Origin of the sequence: Leuconostoc garlicum (assembly GCF_001998805.1) — a bacterium.
Taxonomy (GTDB): domain Bacteria; phylum Bacillota; class Bacilli; order Lactobacillales; family Lactobacillaceae; genus Leuconostoc; species Leuconostoc lactis.
In genome coordinates this window covers 20,265-38,640 of the sequence record NZ_CP016330.1, presented here as the reverse complement: position 1 = coordinate 38,640, position 18,376 = coordinate 20,265, and the positions used below count along the sequence as shown (strand labels likewise).

The 18,376-nt window shown below is 35.6% G+C and carries 19 protein-coding genes and 2 pseudogenes; 14 read left to right on the top strand and 7 right to left on the bottom strand.

Features of this window, described 5'->3' with window-relative positions; translation table 11 throughout:
* Positions 1-174: 174 nt before the first annotated feature.
* A complete protein-coding gene (locus tag A9176_RS08600; protein WP_077283344.1) occupies positions 175-1,080 on the top strand; it encodes an ABC transporter ATP-binding protein in 906 nt (301 codons plus the stop codon).
* Positions 1,081-1,083: 3 nt separating this feature from the next.
* Complete coding sequence (locus A9176_RS08595) at positions 1,084-1,851, top strand: ABC transporter permease (RefSeq protein WP_077283343.1); 768 nt, start codon at positions 1,084-1,086, stop codon at positions 1,849-1,851.
* A gap of 83 nt (positions 1,852-1,934) precedes the next feature.
* Here A9176_RS08595 and A9176_RS09070 read toward each other — a convergent pair whose 3' ends face one another.
* The 3 genes and pseudogenes from A9176_RS09070 to A9176_RS08580 all read right to left on the bottom strand — a co-directional run bounded on the left by A9176_RS09070 (position 1,935) and on the right by A9176_RS08580 (position 4,771).
* Entirely contained in the window at positions 1,935-2,189 is a 255-nt protein-coding gene (locus tag A9176_RS09070; RefSeq protein ID WP_416338145.1) for an integrase core domain-containing protein, read from the bottom strand.
* A gap of 316 nt (positions 2,190-2,505) precedes the next feature.
* Complete coding sequence (locus A9176_RS08585) at positions 2,506-3,003, bottom strand: GNAT family N-acetyltransferase (protein ID WP_048699826.1); 498 nt, start codon at positions 3,001-3,003, stop codon at positions 2,506-2,508.
* A gap of 234 nt (positions 3,004-3,237) precedes the next feature.
* Positions 3,238-4,771, bottom strand: a pseudogene (locus A9176_RS08580) (multicopper oxidase family protein).
* 1,015 nt (positions 4,772-5,786) lie between these two features.
* Between A9176_RS08580 and A9176_RS08570 the strand changes: the two are divergent.
* From A9176_RS08570 to mobV, 8 genes and pseudogenes are all read left to right on the top strand, one after another.
* Positions 5,787-6,656 carry an SDR family oxidoreductase gene (locus tag A9176_RS08570; RefSeq protein WP_048699830.1) on the top strand — a complete coding sequence of 290 codons (870 nt, stop codon included), beginning with the start codon at positions 5,787-5,789 and terminating at the stop codon, positions 6,654-6,656.
* A 73-nt stretch (positions 6,657-6,729) separates the two neighbouring features.
* Positions 6,730-6,852 (top strand): hypothetical protein, encoded by a 123-nt coding sequence (locus A9176_RS09010; RefSeq protein ID WP_004909530.1) that lies wholly within the window; start codon positions 6,730-6,732, stop codon positions 6,850-6,852.
* Positions 6,853-6,886: 34 nt separating this feature from the next.
* Complete coding sequence (locus A9176_RS09005) at positions 6,887-7,021, top strand: hypothetical protein (RefSeq protein ID WP_157093715.1); 135 nt, start codon at positions 6,887-6,889, stop codon at positions 7,019-7,021.
* Between the two features lie 195 nt (positions 7,022-7,216).
* Complete coding sequence (locus A9176_RS08565; RefSeq protein ID WP_077283341.1) at positions 7,217-7,462, top strand: GlsB/YeaQ/YmgE family stress response membrane protein; 246 nt, start codon at positions 7,217-7,219, stop codon at positions 7,460-7,462.
* Between the two features lie 24 nt (positions 7,463-7,486).
* A complete protein-coding gene (amaP, locus tag A9176_RS08560) occupies positions 7,487-8,041 on the top strand; it encodes an alkaline shock response membrane anchor protein AmaP (protein ID WP_077283339.1) in 555 nt (184 codons plus the stop codon).
* A 17-nt stretch (positions 8,042-8,058) separates the two neighbouring features.
* On the top strand, positions 8,059-8,259 hold the full coding sequence (locus A9176_RS08555) for a DUF2273 domain-containing protein (RefSeq protein WP_002827661.1): 201 nt from the start codon (positions 8,059-8,061) through the stop codon (positions 8,257-8,259).
* A 27-nt stretch (positions 8,260-8,286) separates the two neighbouring features.
* On the top strand, positions 8,287-8,814 hold the full coding sequence (locus tag A9176_RS08550; protein WP_077283337.1) for an Asp23/Gls24 family envelope stress response protein: 528 nt from the start codon (positions 8,287-8,289) through the stop codon (positions 8,812-8,814).
* 221 nt (positions 8,815-9,035) lie between these two features.
* Positions 9,036-9,448 (top strand): annotated as a pseudogene (gene mobV, locus A9176_RS09035) (MobV family relaxase); the annotation flags it as partial.
* A gap of 465 nt (positions 9,449-9,913) precedes the next feature.
* On the opposite strand, the gene A9176_RS09065 reads toward mobV, so the two are convergent.
* From A9176_RS09065 to A9176_RS08530, 3 genes are all read right to left on the bottom strand, one after another.
* Positions 9,914-10,117 (bottom strand): IS3 family transposase, encoded by a 204-nt coding sequence (locus A9176_RS09065; RefSeq protein ID WP_157093716.1) that lies wholly within the window; start codon positions 10,115-10,117, stop codon positions 9,914-9,916.
* 155 nt (positions 10,118-10,272) lie between these two features.
* Positions 10,273-10,533 carry a transposase gene (locus tag A9176_RS08535; RefSeq protein ID WP_242943247.1) on the bottom strand — a complete coding sequence of 87 codons (261 nt, stop codon included), beginning with the start codon at positions 10,531-10,533 and terminating at the stop codon, positions 10,273-10,275.
* Positions 10,534-11,143: 610 nt separating this feature from the next.
* Positions 11,144-11,383 carry a hypothetical protein gene (locus A9176_RS08530; protein ID WP_077283335.1) on the bottom strand — a complete coding sequence of 80 codons (240 nt, stop codon included), beginning with the start codon at positions 11,381-11,383 and terminating at the stop codon, positions 11,144-11,146.
* 1,106 nt (positions 11,384-12,489) lie between these two features.
* On the opposite strand from A9176_RS08530, the gene A9176_RS08525 reads away from it, so the two are divergent.
* Entirely contained in the window at positions 12,490-13,296 is an 807-nt protein-coding gene (locus tag A9176_RS08525) for a ParA family protein (RefSeq protein ID WP_077283333.1), read from the top strand.
* A gap of 15 nt (positions 13,297-13,311) precedes the next feature.
* Entirely contained in the window at positions 13,312-13,641 is a 330-nt protein-coding gene (locus A9176_RS08520; RefSeq protein WP_004906268.1) for a hypothetical protein, read from the top strand.
* A gap of 612 nt (positions 13,642-14,253) precedes the next feature.
* Here A9176_RS08520 and A9176_RS08515 read toward each other — a convergent pair.
* The gene (locus tag A9176_RS08515; RefSeq protein ID WP_077283331.1) at positions 14,254-14,817 is read right to left on the bottom strand and encodes a recombinase family protein; all 564 of its coding nucleotides are present in this window, start codon (positions 14,815-14,817) and stop codon (positions 14,254-14,256) included.
* Between the two features lie 1,223 nt (positions 14,818-16,040).
* Between A9176_RS08515 and fucP the strand changes: the two genes are divergently transcribed.
* Both fucP and A9176_RS08505 read left to right on the top strand, forming a co-directional pair.
* Entirely contained in the window at positions 16,041-17,393 is a 1,353-nt protein-coding gene (fucP, locus tag A9176_RS08510; protein WP_077283330.1) for an L-fucose:H+ symporter permease, read from the top strand.
* The gene (locus tag A9176_RS08505) at positions 17,356-18,375 is read left to right on the top strand and encodes a DUF4432 family protein (protein ID WP_077283328.1); all 1,020 of its coding nucleotides are present in this window, start codon (positions 17,356-17,358) and stop codon (positions 18,373-18,375) included. The genes fucP and A9176_RS08505 overlap by 38 nt, the downstream gene beginning before the upstream one ends.
* Position 18,376 lies beyond the last annotated feature (1 nt).

Here is an 18,376-nt window from a genome sequence, read left to right as displayed (position 1 = left end):
CAATTTTGAATAAAATAAACGTGACAGTACCGAATTGAGATGAGACACCGTTAGTACAATTCGAAAACTGTGATAAAAATAATTTAAAAATTACATCTATTCTCTATTATACGGACCGATTAGGAGCGGTCCGTTTTTAGAATATATTTTTTTTAGATAATGAAAGAAAGCATAATGGCATTATTAGAAGTAAAAAACGTTAGCAAAAAATATGGGGCACGTGCCGCAATGGATCAAGTTAGTTTTGATGTTGAAGCCGGCCACATTGTTGGATTAATTGGACCCAACGGTGCTGGAAAGTCAACGACAATGCGTGCGATTACTGGATTAATGAGTTATTCATCAGGTACAATTTCGTTTGATGGACAACCTGTGACGTTTAGTAATCATCAAGCATTGGATAAAATTGGTAATTTGATTGAGTATCCGTCAATTTATCCTAATTTGACAGCCTTAGAACATTTGAAGTTGTATGCAATGGATACAACTTCACCTGCAGATTTTAAAATGCTCATGCATAAAACACAAATCGATGGCGATAACTTTGGAAAACGAAAGGCCAAAAACTTTTCATTGGGGATGAAACAACGTCTTGGTATTGCAATTGCGCTGATTAGAAATCCAAAACTGGTCATTTTAGATGAACCAATGAACGGATTAGATCCACAATCAGTTCATGATTTGCGTGAATTAATTCGCTCTTTGGCTGATGAAGGCACAGCATTCTTGATATCAAGTCATTTGTTAGATGAATTGCAAAAATTGGTTGATGATGTTGTGATTATTAATCATGGCAAAATTATCGAAAAAGACACGATGTCTAATTTCTTTAGCCACGATAAAGTGCGCTGGACAGTTGATACTAATGACAATGAGGCAGCATTGCTAGTTGTTCAAGAGCATAATTGGCAGGCAAGTATTGATGATGGGGATCTGCAAATTACTGGGGCGGAAAGTTTGCAAGAAGTTATTTCAGCGATTAATCAAGCTAATCTTAAAATTTTAACACTTAATACCATCACTGGGAATTTGGAAAAGTCGTTGTTGGATATGTTGGCAGCAGACGATGAGGGGGAATAAGTCGTGTTAACATTGATGAAACAAGAGTATTATAAAGCTTTTAAGCAAAATAAATTATATATTTGGTTAATTTTGAGCTTCGCTTTTCCGATAGCTATTATTGGTATTTTTAAATCACAAAGAACTATGGCATCAGTAATTAATTTGGGCCAAGCACTACTGTACGTACAAATGGCCGGTATTATTATTACTGCTTTGTCAGTATCCCAAGAATTTGGCTTTGGCACTATTCGACCATTGTTATCACGTCGCTTTAGTCGCGGCAGTGTCTTTGTAAGTAAGCTGTTGTTGAACTTGAGTGTCTATATTGGTTTGTTTGTCACAGCATTTATTGGGACTGTCTTAGCGGTTGCTTTGTTTATACCAAATTATGATTTCAGTAAATCTCTCGGGTATACAGGTAATAGCTGGCAAACTATGGGTATTGGCATGCTTGATACAGCCATCCAAATGATATTTGTGGCTGCGTTAGTGTTGATGATTACGAATTTAGTTAAAAGTTCTGGAGCAGCAATTGGATTAGGTGTTGTGATGATTGTGGCAACACCAATATTAAGTGCTATTTCATTAAAATTAATTGATTTAGCGCCGTTTCTAAAATGGAATCCATTTAATATTTATCTCGGTATGTCTAACATAGGAATGTTGTCACCAAACATATTGAAACAAGCGATGCACATATCACAAAATGGGGTAATTGTAGCTTATTTAATCTACATTGCACTGATGTATGGTATTGCATATCTGATTTTCAAAAAACGTAGTGTATAATAATTTTTGTATATTTAATCATAAAATACAAATGTGCTCATAAGTCAATAAATCGGACTATTTTTTATCTAGGGCTGAACTGATTAGGCTACTTTCATGTTTCGATTGGCGAGACTGATTCTTTCGTCGTTGAACCATTGAATATATTTGGACACATCTAAAATTAGATGAGCAATCGATGGAAAACGGAATTGATAAATCATTTCACACTTTAATAGAGAGTGAAAACTTTCAATTTTGGCGTTATCATATGGATACCCTAACTTTGAATACGAATAATCAATTTTATGTCGATTTAACAAATTTTCAAAGCCAAAACTAGTCAACTGACTGTCCATGTCAGTGTGTAAATGATTTGGTTTTTTATGAGTTGATAGCGCTCTTTGTAGTTTTGTAACTACTAATTTGGTATCCATCGTGGCACTGATTTGATGGGCTAATATCTTATGTGTTCGTAGATTTAAAACTGACGCTAAATGCTCTTATGCTAGATTTACGGACAGATTTTCTTCTGCCCTGTAAACTAATAGCATAGGAGCATTTTTTAATATGATTCGATACAAAAAAGAATTTAAGCAGTCTCTTGTTGAGATGCACAATCAGCGCCACCAGTCTAAAAAAAACGTCCTCAGCATCAAAAGTGAGGACGTTTTTTTAGATTTCTTTTTCTAAAATCGGACAAATACGATCTTGTTTTCCTAAAGGAAAATGTTTGATCCCTATTTTTTTAAATCCATGACGTTCATAAAAACGAATACCTGCATGATTTTTTTCATAAACAGTCAAACGTAAATAACGTTTTTGTTTCGTTTTAGCATAACGATTCGCTTCATCGAGTAACCTTTGCCCTAACCCTTTGTTTTGATAATCTTTGAGCAGATAGATCCGTTGAATCTCTATAGCATCTTTTTCATCATTGACTTTCATATAACCAATGAGTATTTGATGATCCTTAATACCAATAAATTTACTGGTTGGCTGTGCCAATTCTACTGCCAATATTTCAGTTGTCAATTGTGTCTGTAAATATACTTGCATATCAAGTGGATCTGCGCCATCGATAAACGATTCATAAAAACTGACAACACTTACAACTTGTAAAGCATCTAGATCATCATAATCTAAATACGCTAGTGTGATTTGATTGTTCATCTAACTACTCCTTTTGACATAGTATACTATAAATCTAGTATCTTTCAGAACTCATAAGGAATTGCTCCTATACTAAAAAAATAGTCCATTTTTTTAGTATAAGAGCAAACTGTAGTGTAGTTAAAATGATGTTTTGTTTTTAAATATGTTGTTCCCTTAATCTTAACATACCAATAGTTTAACAGCGAATATGATTGATCAACCATTTTTCATCGGAAGTATTCTAGCAAAATCTTACATTTTCATTCCCATTTTTTCGTACGACTCCATACCTGCCATCCAAAGATTAGATAACTCAATACCACGCTCCTCAGCTAACGCATTCATTAAAGTATTCATATCCATTAACTGATACTTCTGATGCGGCTTTTTTGGATCTACTATCTCTATTTGTGCCATCATACCACCATCTTCATGTTCTAAAATATGGCAATGATACATATAAATACCAGGTAAATCAAACTTAACTAGTATTCGAACAGTTTCCCCTGGGTTAACTCCAATGGTGTCTTTGAAACCGTTCTCATTTGGATATGGATCTTTTCCATTACGTGTTAGTACTAAAAAGCGAGTGCCGTGTATGTGAAATGGGTGAACCATTCCCGGTTTTTCGTTACTATTCGTGACATCCCAATATTGATACTCTCCAACTATTTGCTCGGCATCAATGCGTTCCATAGCAAATTTCTTGTCATCTATGGCAACACTTTCATCCATTCCTTGCATGACAACATGTCGAATGGGTAATGACGTTTCAACTGCCAGTTTCTTTAAATTAATTAAATGATCGGGAATTTTTGTAGTATCTTTTGCGAAATTGTGAATGCGGAACTTTAATAGTGGTACTTGATCAGTATATAAGGTTACCTCATCACCTTCATGATATTGGTTAAAATCAATAATGACTTCTGCACGTTCAGCACAGCTCAACATTAAACCTGTCAGCTTGATTGGCTTGGGTAATAGAGAACAATCCCCCGCAATCTGATCAAATGGCAAATCATCGGAAAAATGCAAACGCCATTCCCGACGGTTAGCACCATTTAGAAAACGTAACCTTATTTTTTGTGTTGTGACATCGAAGTATGGGTTGACTGTTCCATTGATAACAGCCGTGGGACCTGCAACACCATCAGGATCATAATCGGCACGATAATCAAACTGATTATATTTGTGAAAATGTCTATCTTGTAAAATAATTGGAATATCATCTACTCCATAATTTCTTGGTATTGATAATTGAGATTCATGCTCATCTTGAACAATAACCACTGTAGCTAATCCTTGCCACACCTGTTCTGCTGTGGATGGACATGGGTGAGCATGCAACCATAATGTCGCAGCGGGCTGATTCAACGTAAAATTTAATATGTTTGATTTCCCCTGGGTAAACAGGCGCGTGACAACCCCCATCAACATAAGGGCCACTAACATCAGCTCCATGCCAATGAAAAGTAGTTAATTCTGGCAGGTCATTCTTCAAAGTGATATGATTTTTCTGACCGCGGTGAAATATAATAGTCTTACCTAAAAAATTAGCATTGTAACCCCATGTCTGTGTCTTTTCCCCTGGCAATATTTGCGATTTCCCTGATTTTACAGTGACGGTATAGTAGATATCATTTTTAGACTCTCTATCTGCTTTTAAAATAGGTGGTATATTTAAAGGCATTTCCGGGGCATTATTTACTATGAGAGGTACATATCCGCCATCATGTAGATCAAAAGCTGACTCATCAAAGAAATATTTTTTATTGGACTGTTCCATTTTAATTTTCCTCCATATTTTTAGCAGTGTACTTACTGAAAATTGAAATTACAGGATATGAATGATCACTCTTCATCTCAAATTCTAGCACTTCTTAGTAATTATGAATAATATTAGCATTCTGAAGAGTGTAATTATCTTAACTATTTAATCATGTTACGCTCATAGTCGATATTATGAAAAGCTATTTAAGTAACTATAAAAAGTTATCTAATTCAGAGTGCAACAAAATCAGCGGATGACATTGGATTGGCGACGTTTTAGGGGCAATTGGACATGTATGCCATCCAGCCGACCCTCAAAAGGTTCTAGATCAATTGAATGGCAAGACGCAACCTAAACCTGGACACCAATATAGTCCATATGGGTATTATTAATTTAACGAATTAACATAACGTCGATTATCGGCACCAACCGGTAAGACACAGTTTATAAGCCGTCACTTGTGAATTTCAAAAATTCGCCTTGTGAAGGCTTATTTACCGTACGCTACAACTTGTGAAATCCGGCCGGTTTACAATCTATACCACTCGTTTTCTTCAACAGCAGGGCTGAGCCCTGTTCCGCCTACAAAAACACCCAGAAATCACGCCATTTTAGGCTGAAAGCCGGGTTTTGAAAATTTTTCGGGGTAGCGGCACTTTGCGGTGCCGAAAAAAACTGTCCATAATCTTGACTTCTGAGCAATGGGGTATGTTTTGAAAGATTGGAATACAGGTCAGTACTTCAAAATTGGAGAAAAGAATGCTGATTTTATAACAAATTAATCAATAAGGTTTTCTTATATTGTTGAGAAAGGAAGTGTGATTTTTAAATCATCACGCTTCCTTTTGTTTGATTTGTTTTCATCTGATATTAACAAATTACATTGTCAAGTATCTAGGCAAAATTTTTGTAACCGCTCTCTACTAATGATATAGTAGGCATTACAAACAAAGTGTTTGTTAAACAATATACACGTTATTAGTGCGTGTCAAGATTATGCTGAGTATTGTATGAAAAAGGAAGGAATTACATGACAGACATAAATGGAGAATATGCAAAGCAGAATTTTCCAAAACAGAGTCAACCTGAACCAGGATTACAAAGCAAGATGTCGCCAACACCAGATGATGGTGCAGCAAGTTACGTTGGGCATGACCGCCTGAAACATAAGAAAGCACTGATAACCGGTGGTGACTCAGGAATCGGCAGATCTGTGGCGATAGCGTATGCGCATGAAGGTGCTGATATTGTGTTAAATTATCTTCCTGAAGAAGAACCAGATGCACAAGAAGTTAAGGGCATTATTGAATCATTGGGTCGTAAAATCAAGCTAGTTCCAGGTGATTTAAAGAATGAAGCATTCAGCCAAAAGTTGATTGATGAAGCAGTTTCATTTTTTGGTGATTTAAGTATTTTGACGTTAGTAGCTGGTAAACAACAAGCGGAAGTTGATATAGCTAATTTGTCGACACAACAAATAACCGACACTTATGCAACAAATGTTTTTAGTCTCATTTGGCTTGTTAAAGCGGCCTTACCACATATGAAACCTGGCAGCAGTATCATAACAACGAATTCTATTCAAGCAGAGCAACCATCGTCATTTCTCGTGGATTATGCAGGTACAAAAGCTGCTATCAAGAATATGACAATGAGTTTGGCTAAACAATTGGCTAATCGAGGGATTCGCGTGAATAGTGTGGCACCTGGTCCCATTTGGACACCTTTGCAGATTGTTGGTGGACAGTTACCGGAGAACATTCCAACATTTGGCCAATCGACACCCATCGGTAGAGCTGGTCAACCGGCAGAATTAGCAGGCGCTTATGTTTTCCTAGCTTCAAATGAATCTAGCTATGTAACAGGTGAGTCAATCAATGTTACTGGTGGCTTAAAGTAAATCATGAGCTCCTTTGAATTTCGAAGATACTAATTAGAAATTTGGTTGGATCAACGAAGAAAGTGGAGAAAAGATGGATAAAAAGAATAAAAAATTTGGCTTTTGGGATAAACTATCGATGCTTTTGGCGTTATCTCAATTATTGTTCAGTTTCTATTATTTTGTCAGAAATTGGAAGAAAACAAAAGAAGATTAACAAATTTTCATTTTAGGCATAAAGGAGGAAAACTATGTTAAAAACTGTACTTAAGGTATTGTTGGCATCTACATTAATTCTAGGCGGCATAACGGTTGGAGGGACCATATTTGCAGCTAAAGGCATCGACAAAGCTGGGGACCGTTTGGAAGAGGAAATCCATAATTGAATCATTGAACAGATAATAACGATAGCAACTTATTGATGAGGAGCTGTTGTTTTTTAATCTTTTAAAAATAACTCATAATTTCATTGTTTTGTAAGGGGGGTAAGCGTTATTTGTGCAAACGCTTTCCGATAGTGTTATATTTAGGCTAGTGAGTTGGATATCATAATTCATAGAAAAGAGAATGGAGGAAAGATTATGATTTGGTCATTAATTGTAGGTGCCATTATTGGTGCCATTGCAGGTGCTATCACAAATCGTGGTGAGTCAATGGGGTGGATTAGCAATATTATTGCTGGTCTAGTCGGATCGGCTATTGGCCAGGCTTTGTTGGGTCAATGGGGACCTAGCTTGGCGGGAATGGCACTCATTCCTTCGATAATTGGGGCTGTGATTCTTGTACTAGCCGTGTCAATGGTGTTTGGTATGAGAGCAAAAAAGTAGCATAAGGTAATAGAGAGGTATGATATGAAGAAAAGTCAAAAATTTGTTCTGAGTATTTTCAGCCTCGGATATTTGGTTGGGCTTTGTTTGTTGATATGGCCAAAAATAATTGATGAATTTTTCAAATTTTTAGCAGAGTTTAATATACATTTAGACTTTAAGAGTGATCTTTTCATTTATTACTATGGTCTTGTACTGCTGGCACTGACCTTGCTTGTGTTTTTACTCATATTGATATGGCCGGTAGAATTACCAGATATTCCTTTAAAGCAAACCAAAGAAGGACGGCTTGCGTTGAGTAATCATGGTATCAACCAGTTTATTCAGACAAAGCTCTCAGGTGAAGGTTTATCAAATATTAAAGTGAGATTGAAAAATACTCGTCGTCAACGAAAATTTTATATTGTTGCTGATTCAGTTTATAAACAGGCGACAGTCAAAGAATTACCTCGTATTTCATACGATTTAACGAAAAGCTTGAATGATTTACTCGCTGGCATAAATCGAATTCCCATTAAAGTTGATATTAAAGTAAATCAGAAATCAAACTCAAAGCGTAAAGTCACACGTGTGATTTAAAAAGGAGTGCGGATATAATGAAAGACAAAAAATCAATTAATATTTGGGTTGGTGGTCTTGCGGGTTTCATTCTGTCAACTCTATTGGTAACTGTAGGATTTTGGAAGACGATTTTGATTATAGTTGTCACCTTACTAGCAGGTTGGATTGGCTACTTGCTCGAAGCGTATAATGTCGATTTGTCAATTGTCTCTAAAATATTTACACGTAAAAATTAATTATTTAGATATAGAAAGGATTTAATTATGTCTACAGAAAAAACAACTACACAAAGTACTGCAACAGAGAATCGTCAACCTAAAGGTGAATTAACATTTGATGACAAAGTGATTCAAAAAGTAGTGGGCTATGCAATTGAAAACGTGACAGGATTGCTAGGTGTTGACGGTGGTTTTGTCGCAAACATTAAAAATAAAATTGTGAATACGGATAACCCCACTGATGGCATTGGTGTCGAGGTCGGAAAAGAACAAGTTGCGGTAGATTTAAATATTATCATGGCATATGGGCACAACGCACATGATATTTATAAGCAACTAACAGAAGTAATCACAAAACAGGTGCGAGAAACAACAAGTTTGACGCTAGTTGAGTTAAATGTTGAAGTAGTTGATATTCAAACACAAAAAGAATTTGACGCATCACAAACAAGCTTACAGGATCGCGTAACAGCCGCTGGTAGCACAATCAAAGAAAAAACTTCAGATGGTGTTGATGCCGTGAAAAAAGCAACTTCTCAAGCAGTGAACGATGACGATAATCGTGTCAAGTAAACGTACAAGCGGTTTGAAGTTGCAGTAGCAAGTCTCAGCACAACGGTCTAAACGTTGTGACGTTGGCAATCAAACGTTATTTTGATGATCTTAATGTCGTTAAAATAATGTGGGCACCTTAAGGGTGCCTTTTTGTTTGCCTTTATTGTATAACACCCTATACCAGATTTTTAACGGTGTTATACTGGTCTTGGAAAACCTTTTTCGGGGAGGCATTTTTGATGGCGCACTTAAAGAAAAATACGCGTGGCGCAGTCCCCGGTTTAGCGGTTCACTTTGAACGTAAAACCGACCATCATACTAACAAAGACATTGATGTGTCGAAAACCTATATGAATCAAGAGCTCATGGCTGATGGTTCTGATATGCTCCCACGATTCAATGCGCGTTTAAATGACGTTTATTACATGAAAAGAGACGATTTAAAGGCTTTAGCGACTTGGATTGTTACTTTTTACCTGAAGAACTCACAGAAGCGTCCTACGCGCAACAGAGCGCCTTTTTTGAAGCAACCACCAATTTTCTCAATGACCGTTATGGGCAAGAAAATACCGTGGCCGCGGTGGTACATTATGATGAGACAACCCCTCACTTGCACTATGCCTTTGTCCCAGTGGTTTTTGATGATAAAAAGACACCGCGTCAATAATTATAAATATATATCATATCATTGTTAATCGACATAATTACGTATACACTTCTGACTTATAGTTAAAAGAAAGTACAACGCTATATTTAAACGCTCTACGTCAAATGTTGCCTAATTAACTGAATTATAAATAGTCCGATTTATTGACTTCTGAGCAGACGGCGCTGATGTTAAGATTATGGACAGGTTTTTTCGGCACCGAGAGGTGCCGGACTCCGAAAATTTTTCAAAACCCGGATTTCAGCTTAAAACGGCGTGATTTCTGGGTGTTGTTGTAGGTGGAACAGGGCTTAGCCCTGCCGGTGAGAGAAAACGGGTGGTATAGATTGTGAACCGGCCGGATTTAACAAGTTGTATCGTGCAACAAATAAGCCGTCACTTGTGAATTTTTGAAATTCACAAGTGACGGCTTATAAACGGCGTCGTACCGGCTAGTGCCGATAACCGAGATTAAGTAAACCAAACATTGGTCGTCGTCGGCTTCTTATATGACTTCCTGACCATGTGAGATGTAAGGCTCATCTCCTTCATGAGCTTCCAAACCAAACGATCACCAACTTCAGTGTTCAAAATGAACCGTAAAAATGCGGCGATGCGTCGGTAGCCATAGATGCCACGATTGGTGTTATAAACGGCTTTAATTTCCGTTTTCAGAGCAGTACGCCGTGTTTCTCGTTGGCTAGGTTGCCAGTTTTTCCATTGATAATACGTGCTTCAAGCAATGTTCAAAGCCGATAAAACGCTTGTTATGCGGTGTCCCATTGCGAGCGAACGATCAATGATTTCCAGTCCTAACTCGCGATTTTGCGTTAGTTGTACTTCGAAAGTAACACCGTGGCTCGTTTCGAAATCTCAAGTTCTTCGCGAAGTTTGTCGTTTTCCTTTTGTAATGCGTTTACATCAGCTTGCGTCCATTTTTCGCCTTGTACTTCGTGGACCGCGTACAACTTGACCCAGTTACGGATTGAGTCGACCGAAGGTCCGTATTCAGCGGATAGATCAGTATATGAACGGCCTTGATTGTGCATCTCAACAAGAGACTGCTTAAATTCTTTTTTGTATCGAATCATATTAAAAAATGCTCCTATGCTATTAGTTTACAGGGCAGAAGAAAATCTGTCCGTAAATCTAGCATAAGAGCGCTGATATTTTAGATACAAACTTAGACTATCTCATGGGTAGATCTACAAATCCAAAACCAATTTTGAAGAAGACGATCCTAATCTCTTCTTCAAAATTAGTTTAGAAGAAATCCCTGAAGAAGGCAGAGAAATTTTTAAAGAAGATCTAGATATTCTAAAACTATACGTTATAGAACAAATCAAAATCAGCAAAAAAGACACTTCTAAACTAAAAATTTAAAATAATATTATCGCAAAATCTAAAAAAAGAAAAGTTTAAATTCGTTAAAAATGTTGATATATAACATTTTTAACGAATTATACCTTAAAAACCAACACTATTTTTAGTAAAATACAATTATTGGCCAGTCATGGTACATACATAAATTAATTTTTATCTCTCTTCCAAAAAACGTCCCTAACAATTAACGGACGTTTTTTATTATTTATTTAAACTAACTTCAGATTGTAATTTCTTCAAACCAAAGAAAATAAATTTATTTATTTCAATCATCGATAAATCATTCAACCAACTACTTGAAGCTCGATATTCAATACGCTATGATCCTTGTATAGTTATTTTAGGATAATTCTTTAAAAATTCCCTTCCCAAATTTCCCACCCCATAAGACCGATCAATTATCGAAAGATTATAATACAACTTTCGCCCCAAACCAATTAAATAAACTACATGAGATACTTGCGAAAGTGCAGAATTTTCAAAATTTCTTAACCTCTCTACTTCACTCAAAAGTCGTCTATCAATACAAAGACTTGCTTTAACTACTGATTCAGACATTATTTTCTCCTAATACTAAAAAATATTTAGTATAAAAAATATCATAAAATCAATTTTTAAGTCAAACAATCTCTAAAATAAAAAAATCTTTTTCAATAAAAAAACTTGAAAAAGAATAATAAATATATTTGTTATATAAATATAGCCCTACCTATAACTCTACCTAATAATTAATGTTTGACATCAAACTAAACTAATGCTTTGTTTGATTTGAGGGAACTGAGTTGGTTGAGCAAAGTTTTCCCTACTGTTAAAGTAGAAAAAACCTACGGTACACTTTGCCGTCATCTCGGTCATTCGTGTATATCGCATATCATACGAGTTTTTGCATTTCTGCATCTTAACCAACTGATCTACTTTTCGATCACACCATCAAATAATGCCCTGATGGCTCCTATATCGTATATTGCTTAACGCTGACAACATAGGATTGATTAAGCTCCATGTGCCGTAACACATTCATTATTCCTAACCCAAGCCGTTTATTATGGTCGCTCTCACCTACAATTACACCGTTGGTATGACTACAACTTCTGTGTAACGCCCTGTGTTTTTTTACGGTAGCGGTAGGGAAAATCCCGCTTGTCTATTTTTTCGTACACCATATACAGCGATTTGGATCTTCCGAATTACTCAAGGTAACTACCCCCTACACGTCATATATGCCATACCCCTTAGAGTGTTTGGCTTCACTATTTTTGAAATCAACCACATTTACAACATAAAGGAAATATTGTATAATATAGACACATAACTTAAAGCAAATAAGAAATGCGTGGCTATCAAGGACGGCAATCCTTGGTGGCTTTTTCTTTATTCATTTTTATGACTCAAATATACCGTACCAATATTTCCATGTCAACAACTTTATAAAGTTGTCACGTATCCAAATCTTTTATAAAGTTATATTTTTATAAAGTTATATTTTTATAAATTGCTAATCTTATAAATTTATGATATTATAAATTTATAAATCGAGAAAAACCTAATGTTTTCAAGATGTGCAACCTGCAGACAATTAAAATATAAAAATATAAATTTATAAATTTATATTTTTATAAAAGTATAAATTTATATTTTTATATCTTTATAAAAGGAGATTTTTTATGACATACGTTATTACTACTGGTAATTTCAAAGGCGGAGTAGGAAAAACCACCAATTCAGTAATGCTCTCGTATACTTTATCAAAATTGGATAAAAAAGTATTACTCATTGATTTAGATCCACAAGCTAATGCAACTGATTTACTCCTAAATACAATGACTAATATCTATAAGAAAAAACCAGTATTTAAAGAGACTTTATTTGAATCCATAAAAAATAACAATCCAGATGAAGCATTAATCACTGTAAAAGACAATTTAGACTTATTACCTTCATATTCTGATCTACAACAATACGAACACTACCTTTATGAAAATTTTTCAGATGATTTTTCTCAAGATCATCACTTATCAACCTTTATAGAAAAAATAAAAGAAAAATACGATTTCGTATTCCTAGATATTCCACCGCAATTAAACAAATTTACTGATAATGCACTGGTTGCTAGTGATTTTGTGATTGTTATTTTACAAACACAAGAAAGAGCTTTAAAAGGTGCAGAAAAATATATTGATCACTTACTACAATTACAAGATGACTATAAGTTAAATATTGATTTACTCGGAATTTTACCAGTCCTACAACAGAACGGTTCAGAACTCGATTTAGACGTGTTACAAGACGCTACTGAAATCTTTGGAAAGAATAATTTATTCAATACACACATTAAACAAATGAATCGACTCAAACGTTTTGATAGAACAGGTATAACAGATAATATAAAAGACATACACGATAAACGTGTACATGCAATTTATAGTGAACTAATTAATGAACTACTTGAACGTATTAACATTTTTAACTAATAGGAGATAATTAATATGACAGAAGAAATCGGATTAGGAGCATTTCGAAAAAAGCGTACAGAACGACCAGAAAACATAACTCCAGAAATTGCTGATGAAACAACCCGCACAATGCCTGAAGATCTACTCAAACTACCCAACAAAAGATTAACGAGCAAAGAACTTCCTAAATCCATTCGACTTCCACTAAACACACACACGGCCATTAGTACAATTGCAACACTTCAAAGCAAAAAAATATATGAAGTAATCAACGATATTGTCGAAGAATACATTTCTGAATTGCCAATAGCAGAAAAAAAGATTATCAAATCTAGCATAGAAACAGTAGAAAAAAATAACTAATTGAAAATTGGTCTAAAAATTGTAACTTTGTGAAAAATGCAAAATTAGCGAGTTTGTGAATTTTCCGATTTCACAAGGAAAAACAACCCCTGATAAAGCCTGTCACAGCGTTACGTTCGATAGTAGTAATTATGTTAACCAATATGGGCATAGTAGATATTTATATCAGTTATGGGTTGTTAATTATGTATGTTTTAGCAAATCGTGTTATAATAAATGTAACCAAAAAAGGCATGTGATAGAGACACATGCCTTTAAATCACAAGCCCGCTCAGGCGTTGATGATATTGTTTAAATTTAAAATAACTTAAACCCCTATTACCTCTCAAAGTTAAGGGGTTTTTGTTTGCCTATTTTTTAGGCTTGTTAATCTCTTTGATTAGTTCAACTACTTTAGTAGCCAATCCAAACAAAGCCGTAATTAACACAATTACCGCGGTCCAAAAGACCATTGTTGGTTTTATCCTCTCTTATAACATGAGGTTAAATACATAAGCACCACCCCCTGCTATTGGACTCACCAACGCCTTAACTTGCTTGCCTAATTATTGTACCATATTACCATTTAACAGTTTTTAGATAGCATTCTAATAAAACCTAAACTCGTATTTTCTATTCTTTCTTCAACTCTCTAAATCGTCTTTGCTGCGTCCGAATACTGATTCCTGTTTTTCGATAAATCATTTTGTATGTCATACCCTGTTCTCGTAATTCATAAGCAAAATTAATCTGTTCATCACTATATGTTCTTGGACGCCCCTCCTTAAAGTTCGGGTCATTTTGCTTAGCATAATTTTTCCCTTCTTGGGTACGCGTCACGATCATATCACGCTCAAATTGCGCAAATGCACTAAATATTGTAAATATAAGCTGACCAGTTGGTGTACTGTCAATCAGTCCCATGTTTAATATATTAACCTTGATTCCTCGTTCAAATAAGTCTTGAATAATTTCAAGTGCTTCACGTGTATTTCTAGCAAAGCGATCTAGCTTAGTCACAATCAACATATCTCCAGACGTTAGCTGTTGGATTAATTTTTTAAACTCTGGACGTTTAGTTGTTGTTCCTGTAAATTTTTCTTGATAAATTTTTTCAGTACCAGCTTCTTCCAGAATAGAAATCTGATTTTCCAATTTTTGATCACTTGTACTTACACGAGCATAGCCATATTTCATTGTACTAACCTCATTTTCTCTGTCACTTACGTCATTAAGTTATGACGCTCTACAATCCCTTTAATTATAGGCTATAAAAAAAGGCGACACAACTGTTAAGTTATGTCGCCTTTTTTGAAATTCAAATGTATATACCTTATTAAAAAATATTTTATTGAAACTTATAATTATGTTGACCTAGATTAGCATAGTAGGTTCGTTGTGTCAGTAAAGTATTAGTTATGTATGTTTTAATAAATCGTGTTATAATAAGGGTACTAAAAAAGACCCATGCTAGGAACATGAGCCTTTTAAACACAAGCCCGCTCAGGCGTTGGTGGTATTATTTACGTTTTTAGACAAACATAAACCCCTAGAACCGTCCAAAGTTAAGGGGTTTTTGTTTGTCTATTTTTTGTTTCTAGACTTGTTAATCAAGATGACCAGTTCAACTAACTTAGTAGCTAAACCAATCAAAGCCGTGATTAACACAATTACCGTGGTCAAAAAGACCATTGTTGGTTTTATCCTCTCTTATAGCTTGAGGTTAAATACATAAGCATCACCCCCTGCTATTGGACTCACCAACGCCTTAACTTGCTTGCCTAATTATTGTACCATCTGGTCATTTCAAATGTCGCCTAATTAACTGAATAAAAATAGTCCAATTTATTGACTTCTGAGCACATTTTACGGACTGAATAAAAATAGTCCATTTTTTTAGTATAAGAGCAACACTCTTGAAAAGAAAAAATAACAACGAATCCAATAAATGAGTTGAAAAGACAGATTTAATTTATGATGAACTAAATCTGTCTTTTTTTAAATCTATAATTAGCTGAAAAACGAACGTTTAAAAATATAAGTTGAAAATTGTTCAAAAATAAAGAAGAATTTTTCTATTATAATGTGAATTGATGCACAAAGCCGTCTTAATAGAGATATGCCTTTTTTTAATGTCAATATTTGGGTGCGCCAATCGTTTATTAACAAGATAATATAATGATAATGAAAGGGTTAATAAGTTAGATATCATCGTTATTATTCCCGTAAATATGAGGAAATGAACAATAGCATGTCAACACTTTGTGAAAAAAATATGCAATCATGATCGGCTCGTCAGGAACATCAGTGCGATGAATTGCGAACAAATGTTTGTGAAGACAATTATTGTCATTGTACTCTCTCAAAAGATCAACTATGCTATGTAAACTATGTAAATAGTGACATTGGAGGAGAAAATAATGACAATATTTAAAACAAAAGCAGTTGTTCAGGCAGATGGCTACCTGAATAAAACACCACCTTTTCAGTTTATTTTACTATCACTCATGTTTCCATTATGGGGTGCTGCAGCTAGTTTGAACGATATTTTAATTACGCAATTTAAAGCAGTGTTTACGCTGTCAAATGTTGCCAGCGCATTTGTACAAAGTGCATTTTACTTGGGCTATTTTGTATTGGCTATTCCAGCCAGTCGCGTGATTCAAAGAACGAGTTATAAAGTTTCAATTTTAATTGGACTCGGACTGTATATGGTTGGGTCGTTATTATTCTTTCCAGCCAGTCAAATGGGTACATATAGCGTATTTTTGATTGCAATATTTGTTTTGGCAACAGGATTAAGTTTTTTGGAAACTAGTGCCAATACTTATTCTAGCTTGTTAGGTCCTAAGCAACATGCCACTCTGAGACTCAATATCTCGCAAACATTTTATCCTGTGGGATCGATTTTAGGTATTATATTGGGAAAATATCTTATTTTTGGCAATGGGAAAAGCTTGGCGCAACAGATGGCAGGAATGAACGCCAGCGAAAAGCTCTCATTTGGGCACAAAGCTTTGGCACACACATTGTTGCCTTATCAATTCTTACTTGTGGTGTTGGGGGTCGCTTTTATCATCTTGGTTTTGACACAATACCCAAAGAAAAGGCAGCAATCACTAACTGTTGGGCAACCAAATGCAAAGCTTCTGGACACACTCAAGTACTTATGGCAAAACAAGCCTTTTAAAAAAGGTATTTTGGTTGAATTTTTCTATGTTGGTATGCAAACAGCGGTTTGGAGCTTTACAATTCGACTTGCTTTGACGTTGAATAGCCATTTTAATGAACGATATGCTAGTAATTTTATGATTTATGCTTACGTTGCTTTCTTTGTTGGTAAATTTATTGCCAACTTGTTAATACCAAAATTTGGTGCAGGTCATGTTCTTCTGTCGTATGGTGTGATGGGTATTGTGGCGTTGCTCTACGTCACATTGGTACATGATGTTTCAGCATTATATGCTTTAGTGCTAGTGAGTGGCTTGTTTGGACCGGGTTGGGCAACTATTTATTCGGAAACGCTTAAGACGGTTCAGGTGCCAACTCATCGTGAGACAGCCGGTGCTATTTTGGTTATGAGTATTGTTGGCGGCGCCATTTTACCAGTGATACAGGGTGCTGTCGCCGATCTGACGGATATGTCTACAAGTTTCAGTATTGATTTAATCGCTTTTGCCGTTGTCGCTTGGTTTGCCAAGACAATGGTACAGCAAGAAAGAGAGGCACAACAGCATGACACAAAGAATCAATTTGCCGGAGAAGTTATTTGATAAAACACCTTATAACATTTATCAAGATGAACATTTTACGGTGACGACCATGCAATATGATACAGGCGTTGCCGGTTTGAAAATAAGTAATAATCGTGGCTACATTGTGATACTACCTTTTCAAGGTTTCATGATTTGGGATGCCGTTTTTGATCAATTATCTCTGAAAATGGCATCGGCATTTGATAAACCTTATTTAGGAACGCAGGTGACTGACACGTATGGTATGTTTCAATTTACATCCGGCGTTTTAGCCAGCGGTACGCCTAGTGAGACAGATCAGCACCCATTACATGGTGAATATCCAATGACCAAAATTGACCATATTTATTTAGAATTTGACCAAGATAATATCATAATTGGCGGCGAGTATGAGTATGTAAAAGGATTTGGATATCATTATCGAACCCATAATACTGTTATCATGCACGCAGCTTCAGCATTGATAGATATTGGATTAAAAGTGACTAATCTCAGCAACTATCAAACTATGCCGTTGCAATATTTGAATCATCTCAATTATTGCTATGTTAATGGCGCCACGATGTCAGCTAACGTACCAGAGAATGCACTGAAATTAAGACAATCAATTCCAGCCCATGTCAAGCCGACAGCCGACTGGCGGGCATTTAACAGAGAACTGCAAACAAGTGGTGAAGTCATTGAGGTGCTAGATGATGGTAGTCGTTTTGACCCAGAAATTGTCTACATGTCAACAGATTTGCGTCCGTTTGTTGACCGAGCTGTTTTTAAAATGTCACTACCAGATGGACCAACATGTGTTACAGCATTTAGCACGAAGGAATTACCGTTTGTTACGAGATGGTTGTTACACAATCCTGATCAACAAGTAGCGGCATTTGCCATTCCAGGTACGAGTCACCCAGATGGGTATAACGCTGCTAGTCAAGCAGGTACTTTGATTCATCTTGCGGCTGGTGAAACACAGTCATTTACGGTTACGACTGGAATTGGAGAATAAT